Below are 17,067 nucleotides of genomic sequence, written 5' to 3'. Positions count from 1 at the left end.
GGCCACGCAGCAGTATAAATTCGTGGTCGTGCTGGTGCACCCCTTTATTCGTCCGTGTGATGGCCACAGCCGACCGTGTGGTGAGTAGCGGTAGCTCGCTACCGATCGCGGGACTCACGTCGCGTTTCCGTTCCCACCGTTCTCGGGGTCGTTCGTCGTGTTCGTGTCCGTCTCGTCGTCCGACGCGTCGGTATCGCCGAGGACGGAGCGGCCGAGGCGACGGCCGACGATGACCGACGGGCTGATGACCTCGTCGGCACCCACGCGTTCGAGTTTGCCGACGTGGCCGTGGTCGGTCGCCGCCGCGACGATTCGGACGTCGGGGTTTACCTCCCGTCCGGCGAGCACCGCGAGGGTGTCCTGGGCGTCGTCGCTGGTCGCGGCCACCACCCCGCTCGCGGCGTCGATCCGCGCATCGAGCAGTGCCTCCTCGTCGGTCGGGTCCGCAGTAAGCACGTTCACGTCCTCCTCGTCGAGCGCCGACGCCGTGTCGGCGTCGGGTGTCACGACAACCACGTCGGTCGTGGCCACCAGCTCGTCGACCAGCGGTTCCGTGAGATCGCCGTAGCCGAGAACCACGACGTGATCCTCCATGAGTGCGAGTTCCGAGGCTGTCATGGTGCCGAACGCGGCCGACACCCGGGATTCGATCGCCGGGACGATGAGCGATCCCGAGGCGACGGCGAACGTACCGGTACCGATGATGATCGCCGAGAGCGTAAACAGTTTGGCCCCCTGGCTGGTCGGCGTCGCGTCGCCGTAGCCGACGGTGGTTCCGGTGACGACGATGTAGTAGAGGGCGTCGGTCCACGTCTCGATACCGGTGTAGTTCGCGCGGAGGCTGTACGCCCCGACGGTGCCGTACACCTGACCCGCGACGAACGCCACGATGGCGGCGGTCTGGAACGGCGAGAGATCGAGCGACTGATCGAACGCGGTCCGGTTCCGCACGACGAGCGGGAACGTGCCGAGCGACAGCACGAACAGCAGGACGTCGGTCGGCTCCGCCGTCACGAGCGGTAACAACACCACCAGCGGGAGCACGAGGGCCGTGCCGTACCACGCGACCCGGAGGCGACGGCGGAGCCCCACCGCGAGCCCCCCGAGCACGAACGCGAGGAGTACGGCTCCGAACGGGACGAGGGTCGCCCATTCGGTCGGGAGGTGCGATGCGAGCGGACCATCGAACGCGAGGTCGCGCTGACTGAAATGCGAGAGGCCGGTGACGAACGCGAGGACCGCGACCGCCGCAGTCAGCAGTACCGTAGTATCCGTTCCCGTGTACTCCCGCCAGTAGACGAACGGCACCCTGTCGTCGTGGTGGAACAGCTCCTGGAGAGCGGCGTCCATCGACGTTTCGGGGGGATCGTTCGCCACCCCGTAACGTATCACCCGTACGATCATAAAGGGTCGTCGCCAGTGTGACCGCCGTTGACGGACGCGACCGCCGCGATCGCAGGCCACGGCTACGGATCACCCGTCGCCGGGGCCGTCGTGGTCCACGGGACGAACGACGAACGAGGACACGGTTCGAGCCATCGATCGCGTCAACGACAGGACTATGGGAGTGTGTCGCATATTCGTGCTATGAGTTCCCAGGGGGCCGGTCCCGTGGAAACGGTCCTCCGGAGCGTCCTCGTGCCGGTCTGTGTGATCGCAGGCGCGGCCGTCGTCTCGGTTTTTTTCTTCCCGAAGGTCGTCGGCTCGCTGCTGACCGGACGGGCCATTCTCATCGTTTCGCTGTTGTTCTTCGGTTCGGGGCTGGCGTACGTTGCGCTGTTGCCGATCACGGTCGACACGGACGCCGAAAAGGCTCGGCGCGACGCCCCGTATCTGCTGCGGATCCGTCGCCTCGGATGGATCGGCACGCTCAAGGGCGGCGTGGCGCGGCTCACGGACTTTCTCGCTCGCCAGGACCCACTCACGTTCGGCGTCCCGGTGGCGGCCTTCGTTCTCTTCTTCGCGGCGTACTCCCTCGCGCCGTCGGACACCCAGTCGGTCGTCGGTACCGTCGAGAGCGTGCTGCTCTTCGAGTTCGGCTGGCTGTTTTTGGGCGCGATGTTCCTCGCGGTGTGTTACTGTCTGTTCCTGCTGGTCGGGCCGTGGGGGGAGATCAAACTCGGCGGCCCCGACGTCGAACCGACCTACACCTATCCGACGTACTTCGCGATGTTCTTTACGGCCGGCATCGCCGCGGGTATCGTCTTCTGGGGCCCTGCCGAGGCGCTCTTTCACTACGAGACGCCGCCGCCGTTTCTCGACGCCCAGCCGCGATCGAGCGGTGTCGTCGCCGGCGCGCTCACCTACGCGATCTTTCATTATGGGCTCTCGGCGTGGAGCGCCTACGTCGTCATCGGCGTGCCGATCGCCTACTTCACCTACCAGCGAGGCGCGCCGCTGCGGGTCTCGTCGATCCTGACACCGTTTCTGGGAATCGACGGTCTCGACAGCCGCTGGGCGACGCTCGTCGACGTGCTCGCGGTGTTCGCCACCATCGGCGGGATCGCCACCTCCGTCGCGCTCGTCGGCCAGCAGTTCCTCGCCGGCGTCAGCTACCAGTGGGGCGTGAGCTACGGCAGCGTAGCCCCCGTCCTCGTCGTCGCCGGATTGACGCTCATCTACGTCGTCTCCGCCCAGAGCGGCGTCCACCGTGGTATCCGTCGGATCGCCGGGATCGCTATCGTCCTATTCATACTTTTCGCGGCGCTGCTGATCGCCGTCGGCCCGCGATCGGCCGTTCTCGACATCGGTTCTGCCGCCGTCGGCGGCTATGTCGTGGATTTCGTGCCGATGAGCCTGTATCTCGGCGGGGAGCTGGTCGCAAACGAGTGGGTGGCGAACTGGACAGTCTGGAACTGGTCGTGGTGGTTTTCGTGGGCCCCCTTCGCCGGACTCTTCCTCGCGGCGCTCTCGAAGGGCCGGCGGGTTCGGACTGTGGTTCTCACGGGTGCAGTCGCAACGTCGGCTGCGACCGCCGTGTGGTTCGTCCTGCTGGGCGGCACATCGTTGGCTCTCCAGCGCTCCGGGACGACCGACATCCTCGCTGCCATCGATTCGTACGCCACGCCCGAGGCGGTCGCCGGCTTCCCGATATTCGCGGCGCTCCCGCTCGGCCAGCTCCTGATGTTCCTGTTTCTCGCGCTCATCATCGTGTTCATCGTCACCTCCGCGGACACCTCGACGCTGGTGGTCGCGATCCTCGCGACGAAGCGAAATCGCGCGCCAACGACCGGGAGCATCGTCTTTTGGGGGCTGCTCCAGGGCGGCGTCGCGGTGGCGGTGTTGCTCGTCGGCGGCGGCGAGGCGTTACAGGCGCTCGCGGTGCTGACGGGCGGCCCGTTCGCGGTGCTGGTGGTGGTGGCGCTGGTCGGGCTGACGCTGACCTTCCGCCGCCACGAGCGCGGCCACCGCTCGCCGCTTGCCAGACTCCGCGCCGCCGTTCGCGACCGCGGCATTGCGGGCCCGAGCGAGGTGCTTCGGGAGGACGACTGAACGCGACTGATCGGGCGGAACGAGTCCTCGCGAGTCCCCACGAGCCCCCATCCGCCGGCAGCGCTCAACCCACCGAAGGGTTTTGCCGGCTCGTCGAGTCCCCACGGTATGCAGACGCTCGCGCCCGCCGAGCCGTACACGACCGAGTTCGAGGCGGTCGTCGAATCGCGGGACGACGACGAACTCCTGCTCGGCGAGACGTACTTCTATGCCGAGAGCGGGGGCCAGCCGCCCGATCGGGGCACGCTCGCTGGCGAACGGATCGTGGACGTTCAGGAGCGCGACGGCGAGATCGTCCACACGCTCGCGGACGCACCGACAGTCGAGGCTGGCGAGACGGTCGCCGGCCGGATCGATCCCGCCTTTCGGACGTACTGCATGCGTTCTCATACCGCCAGCCACGTCCTCTACGGGGCCGGACGCCGACTGTTCGACGATCTCGGGTACGGCGGATTCGACATCGACGAGCACAAGGTCAGAGTCGACTTCGCCACCCCGACGGCGATCGACGACGGGTCGCTCGTGACCCTCGAACGCCTCGTTAACCGCGCGGTCTGGGACTCGAAGGACGTGACGTGGGAGACCGCGCCCCGCGAGGCGGCGCTCGCCCGCGACGACGTGGCGTTCAACACCAAGACCGAGGAGGGAATCGGCGGCGAGGAGGTTCGCCTGGTCGACGTCGACGGCTGGGACGTCGCTGCCTGCGGCGGAACCCACGTCCGGAACACCCGCGAGATCGGGCCAGTGGCGGTGCTCGACCGATCGAACCCCGGCAAAGGCGTGACGAGAATCGAGTTCGCGGTCGGGCCGGCGGCGATCCAGCATCGAAGTACCGAGAAGACCGCGGCGCTCGACGCGGCCGCCGCGCTCGAAACGCGCGTGACCGACCTTCCCGACGCGGTCGCGCGGCTCCGGAACGAACGCGACGCGCTCGCGGATGAACGGACGGGATTACAGGAGCGACTCGTCGATTCGCGGCTCGGCGACCTCCGCGAGACCGTGGTCGAGCGGGATGGCCGGACGTGGCTCGCCGGGACAGTCGATCACCTCGACACCAACGGACTCGCGGAGCGAGCGAACGACCTCTCTGGCTCGGCCGCCGACGCCGTCGCGCTCGTCGCTGCCGACGGCGGGGGCATCGCCGTCGCCACGACGGGTGAGATCGATGCGAACGCGGTCGTCGCCGATCTCACGGCCGAGTTCGGCGGCGGTGGCGGCGGGAGCGAGACGGTGGCCCAGGCCGGTGGGTTTGATACCGATCCCGAGGAGCTCGTCGCGTTCCTGCGCACCGGCAGCGTCGAAACCACGAACTGATTTGTCGGCCCGGCCACGATCCGAGTCATGAGCGAGGGAGCGCCGGTGACAGGATGGTTCGAAGGGTTGGAGCGGGGTGATCCCGACGGTGCGCGCGACGCGATCGAGACCGGGAGCGCCGAGGAGGCCGCTGACTGGCCCGCACGGGCCGTCGAGGCTGGCTTCGCCGACACTGAAGAAGAGTACTACGCGGCGCTCCGCGAGGCGACGATCACGGCTGCGGGCGAGGCGGCCGCCGAGCGCGAGCGCGCCGACGACCGCCAGGTGATCCACGCGGTCCGCGCGATGGACGACACCGAACGGATGGCGAACGAACTCGCCGAACGAGTCGCGGAGTGGGCCGCGAGCCGGACAGAAGACGCCGGAACCGGTATCGAATACTGTCGTGAACTCGTCGACCGAGAGGACCAAAACCCCGACCCGGCCGACGACCGCCTGGCGGCGCTCGCCGAACGCGTCGTCGATCTCGATAACGAGGCGGCGGAACTCGAAGCGTACGTCGAGCGTACAGTTCGAACGGTGGTCCCAAATCTCGCTGCGCTCGCGGGACCCACGCTCGCGGCGCGGCTGCTCGCGCTCGCGGGCGGGCTGGAGTCGCTGGCGCGGACGTCGAGTTCGACAGTACAAGTCCTCGGAGCCGAGGACGCGCTGTTCGCCCACCTCCGAGGGTCGGCCCCGTCGCCGAAACACGGCGTGATCTACACCCACGAGTACGTCCGCCACACCCATCCCGATGAGCGGGGATCGGCAGCCCGGGCGCTCGCTGGCAAACTCACCATCGCGGCGCGGATCGATCACTACGCCGGCGACCGCCGTCCCGACCTCGAACGTGAACTCGACGAACGCATCGCACGGATCCGGGCGCGGCACGACGACGAGGATATCGATGATCGAGGTGACGATGGCGCTGCCTGAGGGGGTCGTCTATCGCGAGATCGACGGCGAGGAGCGCCTCGCGACCCAGGGAGCGACGGTCTACGGCGAACCCACGGAGGGCGGGTGGCGCGCGTGGGACGTTCGGCGATCGAAACTCGGCGCGATGATCGACGCCGGAATGGACACCGGCCTCGCGGGCGACGACGAGGTGCTATATCTCGGTGCGGCGAACGGCACCACCGCGAGCCACGTCGCGGACTTCGCGCGTGTCGTCTACGCCGTCGAGTTCGCGTCACGGCCGATGGGCGATCTCGTCGACGTTGCGGAGTCGCGGACCACGCTCTTCCCACTGCTCAAGGACGCCCACCAGCCCGAGACGTACGCCCACGTGGTCGAGGCCGATCTCGATGCGATCGTTCAGGACGTCGCCACCCGAGGGCAGGCACGGGTGGCGTGTGCGAACCGGCAGTTCCTCGCCGCGGACGGCCGGCTCCTGGCTGCGATCAAGGCCCGGAGCGAGGACGCGACCGCCGATCCCGAGACCGTGTTCGACGCGGCGCTCGACGAACTCGAGACGACCTACGAGATCCTCGACACCCGCCGACTCGACCCCCACCACGCCGACCACCTTGCGGTGGTCGCTCGACCGCGCTAACTCCCCGCCAGCGACGGGGTCCACCACAAAACCTTTATTAATGAAGGAGTTCCCTCAATGCGTATTCGACCGATGATGCCAGGATCGAACGCCCTCCCCGAGTCCTCGTGTTCGCCCTCCACGGACGCGGTGTCGGCTGGAGCGGCGATATGCAGACACGTCGATACCGAACCGTGACGAGCGACCACCGCGAGCGGGCCGCCGGCTGCTGGCTGGCGGTGCTCGTGATCCTTGCGGCGTTCGGTGGGGCGGCTTTTCTCGGGCCGGCGAGCGCCCAAGGGACCGATGTGGCGGCCAACGGGACGGCCGCTCCCACCAACGACAGCCAATCGTCGATCAACGAAACCCAATTTCAGCGCGGTGAGACCAACGAAACCAACGAAACCAACGCGAGCGTCGCGACGTTCAACCGCTCGACCGTGGCCGAGGACCGTGGTGACATCGCCGCCATCGGGCTCAATATCTCCGGGACGAACGAGACCACCGTCACGGTCGGTAGCCCCGCCGTCAACTACGAGACCAACGTCACCGTCGCGGACGGCGGCGACGGGCAGGTCACGCTCCTGATGAACTCGTATCTCGCGGGCACCACCGAAAACGAGAGCCAGGCGTACGACACGCTGGCCGACGAGGATTCGATCGTCCGGACGAACCGGACGACCGAACGACTCGACGCCCCGCTCGACACCAGCACGTACAACCTCTCGGCCACGGTCGACGGGCGCGAAACCGACACCGCGACGCTCAGGCTGGCCGAGCGAACGTCCAACGAACTCGTGACGTGGACCGCCCCGGCCGAGAGCTTCGACAACGTGACGAACGCGAGCGAGGTCGCCGCCGCCATCGAAAACGACCGGATCACCACCACCGATAGCGTCGCCGTCGGCGACGTGCTGGTGCTCCAGTCCAAGCTCTCCGGCGTCTACGGCGCGTTCGCGGCCGCGAACTTCACCGAACTGGTCGAGCGCGGGATGTTCAACCTGACAGTGCGCCAGACCAATCCCGGCACGAACCGTCGGCCGAAGCAGCTCGATCTCGACCGGAGCCTCGCGAACGACTCGATACGGGTGATCCCCGACCCGGACACGGACATCCTCTACGTCAACATCGACACCGAGGCGGCGGTCTTCGAACGCGGCCCGCCACGACCCGGCGACGAGTTCGAGACCGAACTCACCGTACGCGAGGAGAGCAGCCTCGCCACGAGCAACCAGTCGATCGGTGCGAACGTCACGGCCATCGGGGCCGAGCTCGGGCTCAGTGACGTCTCGCTCGCTGCCGGCGACGGCCAGACCGTCACCGGAACGACGAGCGTCGCGCCCAAAAGCGAGGTGACGATCAGTCTCACGGCCAACGGCACCGGGTCGTTCGTCAAGACCAACACCACCACGGTCTCGCCGAACGGCACCTTCGCCACCACGTTCAACCTCTCTGAGACCTCGCCGAACACCACGGTCGACGTGCGCGCGGTCGGGCCGCTCAACACCAGCGACGACATCACGGTACCCGTCAGACCGAGCCAAGAGTCCGAGCCGATGGCCGGGGGTGCCCGGCTCACCGCCGCCGACCAGACGACGACCGGAGAGACCGTTCGGATCCGAAACGCCACGCTCGCCGACGGTGGCTACGTCGTGGTCCACGCGCCGAACGCCTCCGAATCACCCGTCGGGAGCGTTCTCGGCACGTCGAGCTATCTCGAGAACGGCACCACCGAGAACGTCACCGTGACGCTCGGCCAACCGCTCACCGAGAGCACCGACGTGGTGGTGATGGCCCACCGCGACACCAACGACAACGGTGTGTTCGACTTCGTGAGTTCGAACGGGAGCGAGGACGGTCCCTACACGTCGGCGGGATCGACCGCCGCCGGAGCCGAAACCAGCGCGGAAGCGGCGACCGTCACCGGTGCTGCGGCGAACGATGGCGAGCCGGTCGCCACGACCGTCAGCGTGACCGTCAACAACACTACCACGACAGGTGAAGGAAGCGACACCACAGCGGTTGGAAGTGCGAACGGCACCGACGCGTCGGGACAGACGACGAGCGAGAACGGTCCCGGGTTCGGGATCACCGCCGCGGTCGTCGCGGCTGTCGCGGCCGCCGTGGCTGTCGCCGCCCGCCGAACACGCCGAGAGTGAGGTCCTCGGCGGAGCGGGAGCGGAAGCGGCTCCGATCCACACGCCGGCGACCCGGCCCGCGACGGTAAGACCTATCACCGCCATCGTCGTAGCGTCGATGAATGCTCGACGGAGTGCTCGCCGCGCTCGCGTGGTTCGGTCGATTCTCCGACCCGCTCGCGTGGCTCGTGGTCGCCACCTTCACCGCCGGTGCGGCCCTCTCGTGGCGCGAGAGCCGCTTTGCGCGCCCCCTCACGGTCACGGCGTGGGTCCTCTTCGGGGTGTTCTGGCTCTCGGTGTTCCATCACTTCGCGTTCGTCCAGAAGAGCTTCATCGAAGGGATCGGGACGCTGGTGGCGGTGCCCGCGAGCCTCTATGCGGGCCTGTTGCTCGCCCGCGGGCGCGACTCACTGTTCGTGCTCTCGCGGGCGATCGCCGCGATGGGACTGATCTTCTTCCCGTTCGAGACGCTCCCACTCCTCAAGGAGCCCCTGATCGAGACCGTCACCCGACAGACCGCGTTCCTGATCGATCTCGTCGGTGTCGATCCGACGGTGGTTTCGGGAACGCAGGTCCCGACCGGGACGTACCCCGACTATCAGAGCACGTTCTGGTTCGTCGATGGCGATCACACGATCACGTACACCATCCTGATCGCCTGCACCGGTATCGGGAGCATGGCGATCTTCGGTGGGCTGATCGCCGCGACCGACGCGCCACTTGGTAGAAAGCTCCGCGCGCTCGCCGTCTCGCTCCCGGTGATCTACGGGCTGAACCTCGTGCGGAACGTCTTCATCGCGGTCGGGTTCGGCACTCAGCGCTTTCACTTCTTCCCCGATACCGTCATGTCGCTGTTCGGTTCCTCGGATCCGTACAAGGTCTCCTACTTCATCGCCGACCGCATGCTCGCCCAGAGCCTCTCGGTGGTGGCGATGGTGGCGATCACGTGGGTCGTGATCCACGAGCTCCCGGAGATCATGGTCGTGATCGAGGACGTGCTTTACATGGCGACCGGCACCGAGTACGATCTCCAGCGCGCGCTTGGCGTTGGGATGCGCGAGACGCGAAGCGTCTCGGATGGCACGAGCGGGCGAAGCCCGTGAGTGCGCGCCGACGGCAGCGGTTCCGGCGGCGAGTAGACGGTGCGGCTGCGGTGCGGTCCTCGGTGGATGAAGGGCGAGGGTGCGAGCGAACGAAGTGAGTGAGCGCCCGAGGGCTTCGGCGGTGCTGTGCGGTTGCGAGGGCGGAGGGCATCACCATTTCTACCGCGAACGGGCGCACCCGACGAGTGAAATGTAGTCTAGACGAGGTCTTCCGGCACATCGCAGAGGCCGACGAGCGCGTCGCGTTCGACGTGGTGGAGATCGCCGGGGATCACGAGCAGGTGAAGGGGATCGCCGAAATCCTGCTGGGCGAGCGCCGAGAGCCGGTCCCCGGCCACGACCGGATCGGGACTTCCCGCGCGGGCGACGACGACGCCGAGCGGATCGTCGAGGCCCGGCGCGAGTCGCTCGGCGGCGGTGCTTGCGGTCATGTAGCGATCCTCGGCGGCCTTGATGTCGAGATAGCAGAGGGTGTGGAGGCCGCGTTCACGGTTCGCGTCGATGGTGTCGAGGACGCTTTGGGGGATATCCCCGTCACCGTAGGCGAACGGGATCGTGGTCGCCTTCCCGAAGCGGTAGTTCTGGAGTCCCGTCAGCGAGCTCGCGGCGGCCTGGGCGGTCGTGCCGTGGATCACGCGGGTATCGATGTTGCGCTCGTGCGCACGGAGGCGGAGGTCGGTGTGCGTCGTCGAGATCATGGGATCACCGGCGACCACGAACGCTACCTCGCCGCCCTCGGCAGCGTCGAGGATCGGTGCGGGCTCCTGCTCGACGCCCGCTCGGTCGCGGATCTCGATCTCGTGGTCATGGTACGCTTCGAGGTCCCCGATTGAGGCTCCGGCGAGTTTGCTGGTGTAGAACTCAGCGAAGACGCGGTCGGCGTCGGCGAGTGCGTCCTGGCCCTCGACCGTGATCGAGCGCTCGTCGTAGAGCCCGAGACCGACGAAAGTGAGCATGGCGTGGTTCGGGCGGGAGCCGGATTAAACACCGCGCTCTGCGAACGTCCAGCGGGTCGCGTCGGTCGGGTACTCGTTCCACGCTAGGACGCGTTCGGGACGGACGGCGAAGAGGGGCGTTCCGTGTTCGACACCGTACTTCCGCTCGTAGGCGGCATTCACCCGCTCGATTCGTTCCTGAGTAGCGGTCCCTTCGTCGACGCGTTCCACCTGGCCTTCGAGGATGACCACCTCGTCACCGCTTTCGGAGTGAACGACGACGCGCGGATCCGCTTCGAGGTTCCGCACCCACCGTGTCCGCTCGCCGCCACCGCAGTAGAACGTTCTCTCGACGTAGACACCCCAGACGGGCCTGGCGTGTGGACCGCCGTCGGGAAGTGTCGTCGAGACCCAGAAATTGCGGTTCTCGCGGAGTCGGTCGGCGACGAACGCCCACGGCAACAAGCCCTCCTCGTCGTCGGGGATCCCGTAACTCGATTCCGTGTGTGGTCGTTCGTGGGTCGCGTTCGCCGGTTCGTTCGGTGGTGTCATGGGCGATGGACGCGGCGACCGGAGATAGCCGTTGTGCCGAACGACCGCGATTGTCGAGTAGTCGGGTCCGCTGCGGACGGTCGCTCCGCGAAGCGTCAGCCTTAGGCCCGACTGCCGGCGAGTACGGATATGAAAGTGCCGTGCGTCCGCGTCGCGCGCGAGGACGGCGAGCGGACGCGCGAGGCGCTCGCCGAACGGGATCTCCTCGATCACGATCACGAGATCACCGTCGCCGAGGGCTGGCTCTACGCCCCGATCGTCGATCCCGACGCAATACCTGAGGAATACACGATCGAGGAGCGCGACGTGCCCGACCGCGAGACACAGACGATGCCCGCCGACCTGCTCGGCTTCGATCCGAGCTACGAGCGACTCGGCGACATCGTGTTGCTCCGTGAAGATGACACGGAACGCGCACGGCAGGTTGCCAACGCAGTGATGGACTCCTCGATCCCGACGAAGACAGTGTTGAATCGCGCCTCGAAGGTCGAGGGGGAGTTTCGAACGCGCGAGTGGGACGTGCTCGCGGGCGAGAGCACCGAAACCGTCCACCGCGAGTACGGCTACGCGTTCGCGCTCGACGTCGCTACGGTGTACTTCTCGCCCCGGCTCGCGACCGAACGCCACCGCGTGGTCCAGCAGGCGGCGGCCGACGAGCGGATCGTCGACATGTTCGCCGGTGTCGGCCCCTTCGCGATCCCGTTTGCGGGACGCGGCGCGGCGGTGATCGCGGTCGATCGCAACCCGGTGGCGATCGAGTATCTCCGCGAGAACGTCCGGCGGAACGACGTCGACGAGCGGGTCGAGGCGATCGAAGGCGACGTCCGGGAGGTCGCCACCGAAATCGAGGATGGAGTCGACCGGCTCGTGATGAACCTCCCCCACAGCGCCGACCAATTCCTCGATACGGCGATCGACCTCGCCGGCGAGGACTGTGTCCTCCACTACTACGACATCCAGCACGAGAACGATCCCTACGGGCCGGGCGAGCGCGCGATCCGGGCGGCGGCCGAGGAGTACGAAGTGACGGTCGAAACACGGCACACGGTCCGATCGTACGCGCCTCACGAACTGAACGTCTGTCTCGACGTGCGGCTTCGGGCGTGAGACGAATCGGGACCGCTCTCCCGGCGACGAGCCGGCGGCGATTCGCAACGATTATACCCGTCGTGAACGGTGTTTCATCCGCGCGCCGGTGTAGCTCAGACTGGCTAGAGCGAATCCTTCGTAAGGATTAGGCCGAGGGTTCAAATCCCCCCACCGGCTTGCGCTCGCTTCTCTACAAACCCACACGCAATAGTAGCAGCGGTGCTGCATAGAGAGTGGCGGCGACAGCTGATCGATCACTCGCGCGACAGCGGTCGAGACCGTCGATCGACGATGGCGAGGTCACAGTCGATCTCTGGCAGGCGTTCGAACGTGGCGGGCGAGAGGAGTCGCGAGACGTTGCTCCGATCGGTGCTCGCGCCGACGAGGACGAGGTCGTACTGCGGCGCGACGGTTTCGAGGAACGATTCGATCGAGGTCTGCGGGATGCGGGTTTCGATCCGGTTGGTGAACGGTTCGACGAGATCGGCGAGCATCTCCTCGGCGTGTCGGCGGTCGGCCGAGGAGTCGATGCAGTGACAGACCGCGACCTCCCCCGCGGAGCCCGCGAGCCGGCAGGCGAATCCGAGCATGCTGTGGGCCACGTCGCTCACGCTCCGGACCGGAACCAGCGATCGCTCCCAGTCGGTCCGACCGTCGGCCGAGCGGTGGACGAGCACGTCCATGTCGGTCCGGAACAGCGACCGGATGTACGGTGCGGCGGCCCCGTCCGATTCCTCGTAGGGCGTCGCGATCAGGTCGCAGTTGCTCTCGCGGGCAGTCCGGAGCACCGCAGCGGCGAGGGACTCCGCCCCGCTGTCGACGACCGCGACCTCACAGGGCACGCCGACGGTCGTCTCGATCGCGGTGGCGCGGTCTTCGAGCCCCGTGGCGACGGCTGCAGCGGAGGATTCGCCCTCCATCGCCTCGGTCGTACCGCCGTCGGTCGCGAGGTGATCGCCGCCGTCGGTGGCCGTCCGCTGGGCCGCCTCGGTGTCATCAGCTTCACTCTCGTCCACGATGTCGAGAAGCACGACCTTGCCGGCGTCGTGGGCGGCGGCGAGGCGGGCACCGAGCATGGCGGTCGTGTCGGAATGCTCGCCGCGCATCGGTACGAGAACGTGGTCGTCACCCTTAGTGGAGCGATAGAGATAGCGTGCGCGGTCGGCGTAGACCGCGCGATGCCAGAGGACGAACACGCCCGCGACCAGCGCGCTCGACGCGGCGATCGAGATCACGTAGGAGACGTCGGTGGCGTCGCCGACGAGCGCGAGCAGCGCGGTCGAGTACGCCGCGGGTTCCTCGATATCGAACCCCCACGTCGTCGCGCCGGTGAGGAACATCGCAAGCGCCGTGCCGGCGGCGTGAACCCGGTGCTGACTCGGCGGGGCGTGGTACAACAGCGCCGCCGAGAGGCGGAGCGCGAGCCAGCCACACAGCGCACCGAGAGTCAGCCCGGCGACGAACCGGCCCGGCGACGCGTACTGTCCCGTCGGGTGGGCGAACAGCAGGTACGCCCCGGAGGCGAGTGGCGGAAAGAGCAGGAAGGAGAGTTCGGCCGAGAGGTTCGAGATCGCCGTGACGCCGGCGATCACCAATGGGACGAACAGGAGCACAGAGAGGTGGACGAGGTTTCTGGTGTTCTCGATCCAGCGCCGGAACTCGTGGATCTCGCGTCGTTCGAGCCGTCTGGCGCGCGAGCACAGCGCGGCGAGAGTCCCACGCACCCCGTCTAGCATACCGGCTGTTGCCTGGCGGCGTAGAAGTGGGTTTCCCTCTCGGATAGCTCGTCGCCTGCTGATAAGTGGGGTGCGTAATAAGGGCGTACACGTATTTCACTGGGCGCTGGCGTTCTGATGTATGCCGGAGTGCAAGAACTGCGGAGGGTTCGTGACCGCACAGTACGTGCGCGTGTTCGCTCCGGACGAAATGGAGAACGCACGCGTCTGTCCGAACTGCGAGGACAAGCTGCGCGACGGCAACGGGGTCCGGAGCGCACGCTCGCCACGCCACGCCGATGGGTGAGCAGGTGTCGACGCCCGAGCCACACCCGAACGCATCCACGGAATCCGACGCGACGACGGCCCGAATCGCGGTCACAGCCGAGGGGTTCGCGCTCGAAACCCTGTTCGAGCGCACTCCGGGCGTGCGGGTCGAACTCGAACCCGCCGTCGCCGGCCCGGACAGCCGGGTACTGCTCGTGATCCGGAGTGACGCGGTCACCCGGGACGACATCGCCGCCGCGCTCCGCGCGGACCCGTCGGTGACGGCGATCGAGTATCTCGCCGATCGGGGCGACGGCTGGGTGTTCCGCGTCGCGTGGGGCGAGCATCCAGACCGGTTCGTCGAACGCGTGCGCGATGAGGACGCCACGATCCTGTCGGCACGGGGTCGGGCCGGCGGGTGGACACTCCAGCTGTTGTTTCCCGATCGTGACGCCCTCGCCCGGGCGTACGAGGCGATCGTGGACTGTGAGTGTGGGACCGAACTCGAACGGATCGGCACGTACGGCGGCAGTCGTGGTGGCCGGTTCGACCTCACCGACGAGCAGCGCGAGGCACTGGTCGCGGCGTACGAGGCGGGCTACTACGAAGTGCCCCGCGCGGTCACAGCGGCCGATCTCGCCGACGACCTCGACATCTCCCACCAGGCGCTCTCCGAGCGGTTCCGCCGAGCCTACGGCCAGATCGTCGGTGGCGCGGTCGTCGACGGTCACGACTCGATGACCGAGTGAATCCGCGGACAGCACAGTCCGTCAAACCACATTCCCGCTCGATACCGTTGTTAGGTGTCAGCTACCCACACAAGCTGGAGCCGTTAGTCTTAATCCGCTTTGCGTACAGATACAACCGTGACGAGAGGACCGCCTACGCCCTCCATCCTTCCGGCATCGTCCCGGCGGCGGTTCCTGAAGGCCGCCACGGCGATAACCGCACTCGGAGCGAGTGGCGTCGCCAGCGCACAGTCGACGACCGCGTTCACGTTCGACGGAAAGATATCGGGGTGGGTTGGCCGCAGTCCCGACTCGATCGCGGGCCAGACCAACCCCGATCTCGTTCTCACGCCGGGAGAACGCTACGAGATCAGGTGGACGAACGTCGACGGGGCACCACACGACTTCGTGATCCTCGACGCCGACGGGAACCGGATCACGGGGACCGATATCACGACTAACGAGGGGACGACCCTTTCGGTCGCCTTCACCGCAACCGAAGAGATGGCGGAGTATTACTGTAGTCGGCACCCGAGCTCGATGCGCGGGAGCGTCCGCTTTAGCGGGGAATCAGCCACAACACAGACCACGACCGAGACGCCCGACGACCAGACAGATGGATATATGCCGACGGGTGCGACGGTCGGAATCGAAACCATCGCTGAGGGCGGGATGACCGCACCGACGGCGCTCGAAGTCCCATCCGGTGACGACGATCGCCGGTTCGTGGTGGATCAGGTCGGGCAGGTCTACACGCTCGGTGAGGGTGGCATCGAGCCGTTCATCGATATCGGTGACCAGCTCGTGAACTTCGACAACCTCCCCGACGACAAGGTGATCGACGAACGCGGGCTGGTCGGGCTCGCCTTCCATCCCGATTTTCGCGACAACCGGAAGTTCTACCTCCACTACAGCGCGCCACCACGGTCGGGAACGCCCGACGGATACACGCACACCCAGGTGCTCTCTGAGTTTCAGGCAACCGAGGACTTCTCGGCCGGTGATCCCGACTCCGAACGCACCATCCTCGAAATCCCGTCGCCGTACTACACCCACAACGCCGGAGACGTCCTGTTCGGTCCCGACGACGGCTACCTCTACATGGGGATGGGCAACGGCGGCGGCGATCTCCGGATACCCGGGAACGTCGACGACTGGTACAAAAATCGTGGCGGCAACGGCCAGGACGTCACCGAGAACCTGCTGGGATCGATCCTCCGGATCGACGTCGACAGCCAGGAGGACGGTAACCCCTACACCATTCCTGACGACAACCCCCTCGTCGGCGAGGAGGGCCTCGACGAGCAGTTCGCGTGGGGCTTTCGCAACCCCTGGCGGATGAGCTTCAACAATGGTAACCTGTTCGTCTGTGACGTCGGCCAGTTCAAATACGAGGAAGTCAACATCGTCGTGAAGGGCGGCAACTACGGCTGGAACGTGAAGGAGGGCACACACTGCTTCGCCAGCGGGGGCGTCGAGGAGGTCGAGGACTGTCCGGACCGGACCCCCGAGAGCGTTCGCGGTGGCGAACCCCTCATCGACCCGGTCATCGAGTACCCCCACACCTACGAGGGCAACCCGGTCGGGAGCGCAGTCACCGGCGGAACGATCTACCAGAACGCGACGATCCCCGCACTCCGCGGGAAGTTCGTCTTCGGCGATTACAGCGCGGGCTCCGGCAGTCCGAACGGTTCGGTGTTCGCCGCAACACCCCCGAGAGAGGGGCAGTGGTCGCTGGAGGAGGTCACGTTCGAAGGAAACGAGAACGGGACGCTCGGTTCGTACGTGCTCGGTGTCTACCCCGATGCACGCGGCGAGCTCTACGTCCTGACGACCGACAACCTCGGGGTTCGTGGTGAGACCGGTGCGGTCCACAAGATCAACCCGCCGAGTCCCGAACCGGCGACGTCGACTGCCACCGCAACGCCCGACCAACCACCGACCGCGACGCCAACGCCGACACCAACGCCCACGCCGACCCCGACGCCCACACCCACTCCGACGCCAACGGCGTCACCGACACCGACGAACGACGCGACGACCACGACCGATCGATCCACCGCAACGACGGACGACGGGACGACGGGAGCCACCAACACCGGTGAGAGCGAGGGATGGGTCAGTCGCGTCGACGGCCCGGGATTCGGCGTGGTCGCGGCCCTCGCCGCCCTCGGCGGCGTCGCTGCTCGGCTGCTTTCGAAGCGCGAGTAGTAACACTGTTTTC

The 17,067-nt window shown here is 67.0% G+C and carries 14 protein-coding genes and 1 tRNA gene; 11 read left to right on the top strand and 4 right to left on the bottom strand.

Going from position 1 to position 17,067, the window contains the following annotated elements; genetic code table 11:
• Window positions 1-114: 114 nt before the first annotated feature.
• The gene (locus C450_RS11020; RefSeq protein WP_005043454.1) at window positions 115-1,377 is read right to left on the bottom strand and encodes an NAD-binding protein; all 1,263 of its coding nucleotides are present in this window, start codon (window positions 1,375-1,377) and stop codon (window positions 115-117) included.
• A 210-nt stretch (window positions 1,378-1,587) separates the two neighbouring features.
• Here C450_RS11020 and C450_RS11015 point away from each other — a divergent pair, with 210 nt between their 5' ends.
• From C450_RS11015 to artA, 6 genes are all read left to right on the top strand, one after another.
• Window positions 1,588-3,492 (top strand): BCCT family transporter, encoded by a 1,905-nt coding sequence (locus C450_RS11015; RefSeq protein ID WP_049910114.1) that lies wholly within the window; start codon window positions 1,588-1,590, stop codon window positions 3,490-3,492.
• Window positions 3,493-3,600: 108 nt separating this feature from the next.
• A complete protein-coding gene (locus C450_RS11010; protein WP_005043451.1) occupies window positions 3,601-4,806 on the top strand; it encodes an alanyl-tRNA editing protein in 1,206 nt (401 codons plus the stop codon).
• 27 nt (window positions 4,807-4,833) lie between these two features.
• The gene (locus C450_RS11005) at window positions 4,834-5,721 is read left to right on the top strand and encodes an NOP5/NOP56 family protein (protein WP_005043450.1); all 888 of its coding nucleotides are present in this window, start codon (window positions 4,834-4,836) and stop codon (window positions 5,719-5,721) included.
• Window positions 5,708-6,337 carry a fibrillarin-like rRNA/tRNA 2'-O-methyltransferase gene (locus C450_RS11000; protein WP_005043449.1) on the top strand — a complete coding sequence of 210 codons (630 nt, stop codon included), beginning with the start codon at window positions 5,708-5,710 and terminating at the stop codon, window positions 6,335-6,337. Before C450_RS11005 ends, C450_RS11000 begins: the two co-directional genes overlap by 14 nt.
• A gap of 149 nt (window positions 6,338-6,486) precedes the next feature.
• Window positions 6,487-8,475 carry a DUF7282 domain-containing protein gene (locus C450_RS10995; RefSeq protein WP_241430346.1) on the top strand — a complete coding sequence of 663 codons (1,989 nt, stop codon included), beginning with the start codon at window positions 6,487-6,489 and terminating at the stop codon, window positions 8,473-8,475.
• A gap of 101 nt (window positions 8,476-8,576) precedes the next feature.
• Window positions 8,577-9,557, top strand: a complete 981-nt coding sequence (gene artA, locus C450_RS10990) for an archaeosortase A (protein ID WP_005043447.1) — start codon at window positions 8,577-8,579, stop codon at window positions 9,555-9,557.
• A gap of 197 nt (window positions 9,558-9,754) precedes the next feature.
• On the opposite strand, the gene dph5 is transcribed toward artA, so the two are convergent.
• Complete coding sequence (dph5, locus tag C450_RS10985; RefSeq protein WP_005043446.1) at window positions 9,755-10,513, bottom strand: diphthine synthase; 759 nt, start codon at window positions 10,511-10,513, stop codon at window positions 9,755-9,757.
• A 24-nt stretch (window positions 10,514-10,537) separates the two neighbouring features.
• The gene (locus C450_RS10980; RefSeq protein WP_005043445.1) at window positions 10,538-11,044 is read right to left on the bottom strand and encodes a pyridoxamine 5'-phosphate oxidase family protein; all 507 of its coding nucleotides are present in this window, start codon (window positions 11,042-11,044) and stop codon (window positions 10,538-10,540) included.
• Window positions 11,045-11,173: 129 nt separating this feature from the next.
• On the opposite strand from C450_RS10980, the gene C450_RS10975 reads away from it, so the two are divergent.
• Window positions 11,174-12,151 (top strand): class I SAM-dependent methyltransferase, encoded by a 978-nt coding sequence (locus C450_RS10975; RefSeq protein ID WP_005043444.1) that lies wholly within the window; start codon window positions 11,174-11,176, stop codon window positions 12,149-12,151.
• Between the two features lie 84 nt (window positions 12,152-12,235).
• A tRNA-Thr gene (locus tag C450_RS10970) sits at window positions 12,236-12,310 on the top strand.
• 77 nt (window positions 12,311-12,387) lie between these two features.
• Here C450_RS10970 and C450_RS10965 read toward each other — a convergent pair.
• Window positions 12,388-13,869 carry an HPP family protein gene (locus C450_RS10965; protein ID WP_005043443.1) on the bottom strand — a complete coding sequence of 494 codons (1,482 nt, stop codon included), beginning with the start codon at window positions 13,867-13,869 and terminating at the stop codon, window positions 12,388-12,390.
• 121 nt (window positions 13,870-13,990) lie between these two features.
• On the opposite strand from C450_RS10965, the gene C450_RS22425 reads away from it, so the two are divergent.
• The 3 genes from C450_RS22425 (at window position 13,991) to C450_RS10955 (ending at window position 17,054) form a co-directional block, all read left to right on the top strand.
• Window positions 13,991-14,155, top strand: a complete 165-nt coding sequence (locus tag C450_RS22425; RefSeq protein ID WP_005043441.1) for a DUF7563 family protein — start codon at window positions 13,991-13,993, stop codon at window positions 14,153-14,155.
• Window positions 14,148-14,864, top strand: coding sequence for a helix-turn-helix domain-containing protein (locus C450_RS10960; RefSeq protein WP_005043437.1), 717 nt, complete (start codon window positions 14,148-14,150; stop codon window positions 14,862-14,864). The genes C450_RS22425 and C450_RS10960 overlap by 8 nt, the downstream gene beginning before the upstream one ends.
• Before the next feature lie 117 nt (window positions 14,865-14,981).
• A complete protein-coding gene (locus tag C450_RS10955) occupies window positions 14,982-17,054 on the top strand; it encodes a PQQ-dependent sugar dehydrogenase (RefSeq protein WP_005043436.1) in 2,073 nt (690 codons plus the stop codon).
• Window positions 17,055-17,067 lie beyond the last annotated feature (13 nt).

The sequence above is a fragment of the Halococcus salifodinae DSM 8989 genome, from assembly GCF_000336935.1.
Lineage (GTDB): Archaea > Halobacteriota > Halobacteria > Halobacteriales > Halococcaceae > Halococcus > Halococcus salifodinae.
This window is presented reverse-complemented; position numbering and strand designations above follow the sequence as displayed.

Bases quoted from the DNA above. Each gene is read 5' to 3' on its own strand.
- C450_RS11015 (WP_049910114.1), top strand. From the start codon at position 1,588: ATGAGTTCCCAGGGGGCCGGTCCCGTGGAAACGGTCCTCCGGAGCGTC.
- C450_RS11010 (WP_005043451.1), top strand. From the start codon at position 3,601: ATGCAGACGCTCGCGCCCGCCGAGCCGTACACGACCGAGTTCGAGGCG.
- C450_RS11005 (WP_005043450.1), top strand. From the start codon at position 4,834: ATGAGCGAGGGAGCGCCGGTGACAGGATGGTTCGAAGGGTTGGAGCGG.
- C450_RS11000 (WP_005043449.1), top strand. From the start codon at position 5,708: ATGGCGCTGCCTGAGGGGGTCGTCTATCGCGAGATCGACGGCGAGGAG.
- C450_RS10995 (WP_241430346.1), top strand. From the start codon at position 6,487: ATGCAGACACGTCGATACCGAACCGTGACGAGCGACCACCGCGAGCGG.
- artA (WP_005043447.1), top strand. From the start codon at position 8,577: ATGCTCGACGGAGTGCTCGCCGCGCTCGCGTGGTTCGGTCGATTCTCC.
- dph5 (WP_005043446.1), bottom strand. From the start codon at position 10,513: ATGCTCACTTTCGTCGGTCTCGGGCTCTACGACGAGCGCTCGATCACG.
- C450_RS10980 (WP_005043445.1), bottom strand. From the start codon at position 11,044: ATGACACCACCGAACGAACCGGCGAACGCGACCCACGAACGACCACAC.
- C450_RS10975 (WP_005043444.1), top strand. From the start codon at position 11,174: ATGAAAGTGCCGTGCGTCCGCGTCGCGCGCGAGGACGGCGAGCGGACG.
- C450_RS10965 (WP_005043443.1), bottom strand. From the start codon at position 13,869: ATGCTAGACGGGGTGCGTGGGACTCTCGCCGCGCTGTGCTCGCGCGCC.
- C450_RS22425 (WP_005043441.1), top strand. From the start codon at position 13,991: ATGCCGGAGTGCAAGAACTGCGGAGGGTTCGTGACCGCACAGTACGTG.
- C450_RS10960 (WP_005043437.1), top strand. From the start codon at position 14,148: ATGGGTGAGCAGGTGTCGACGCCCGAGCCACACCCGAACGCATCCACG.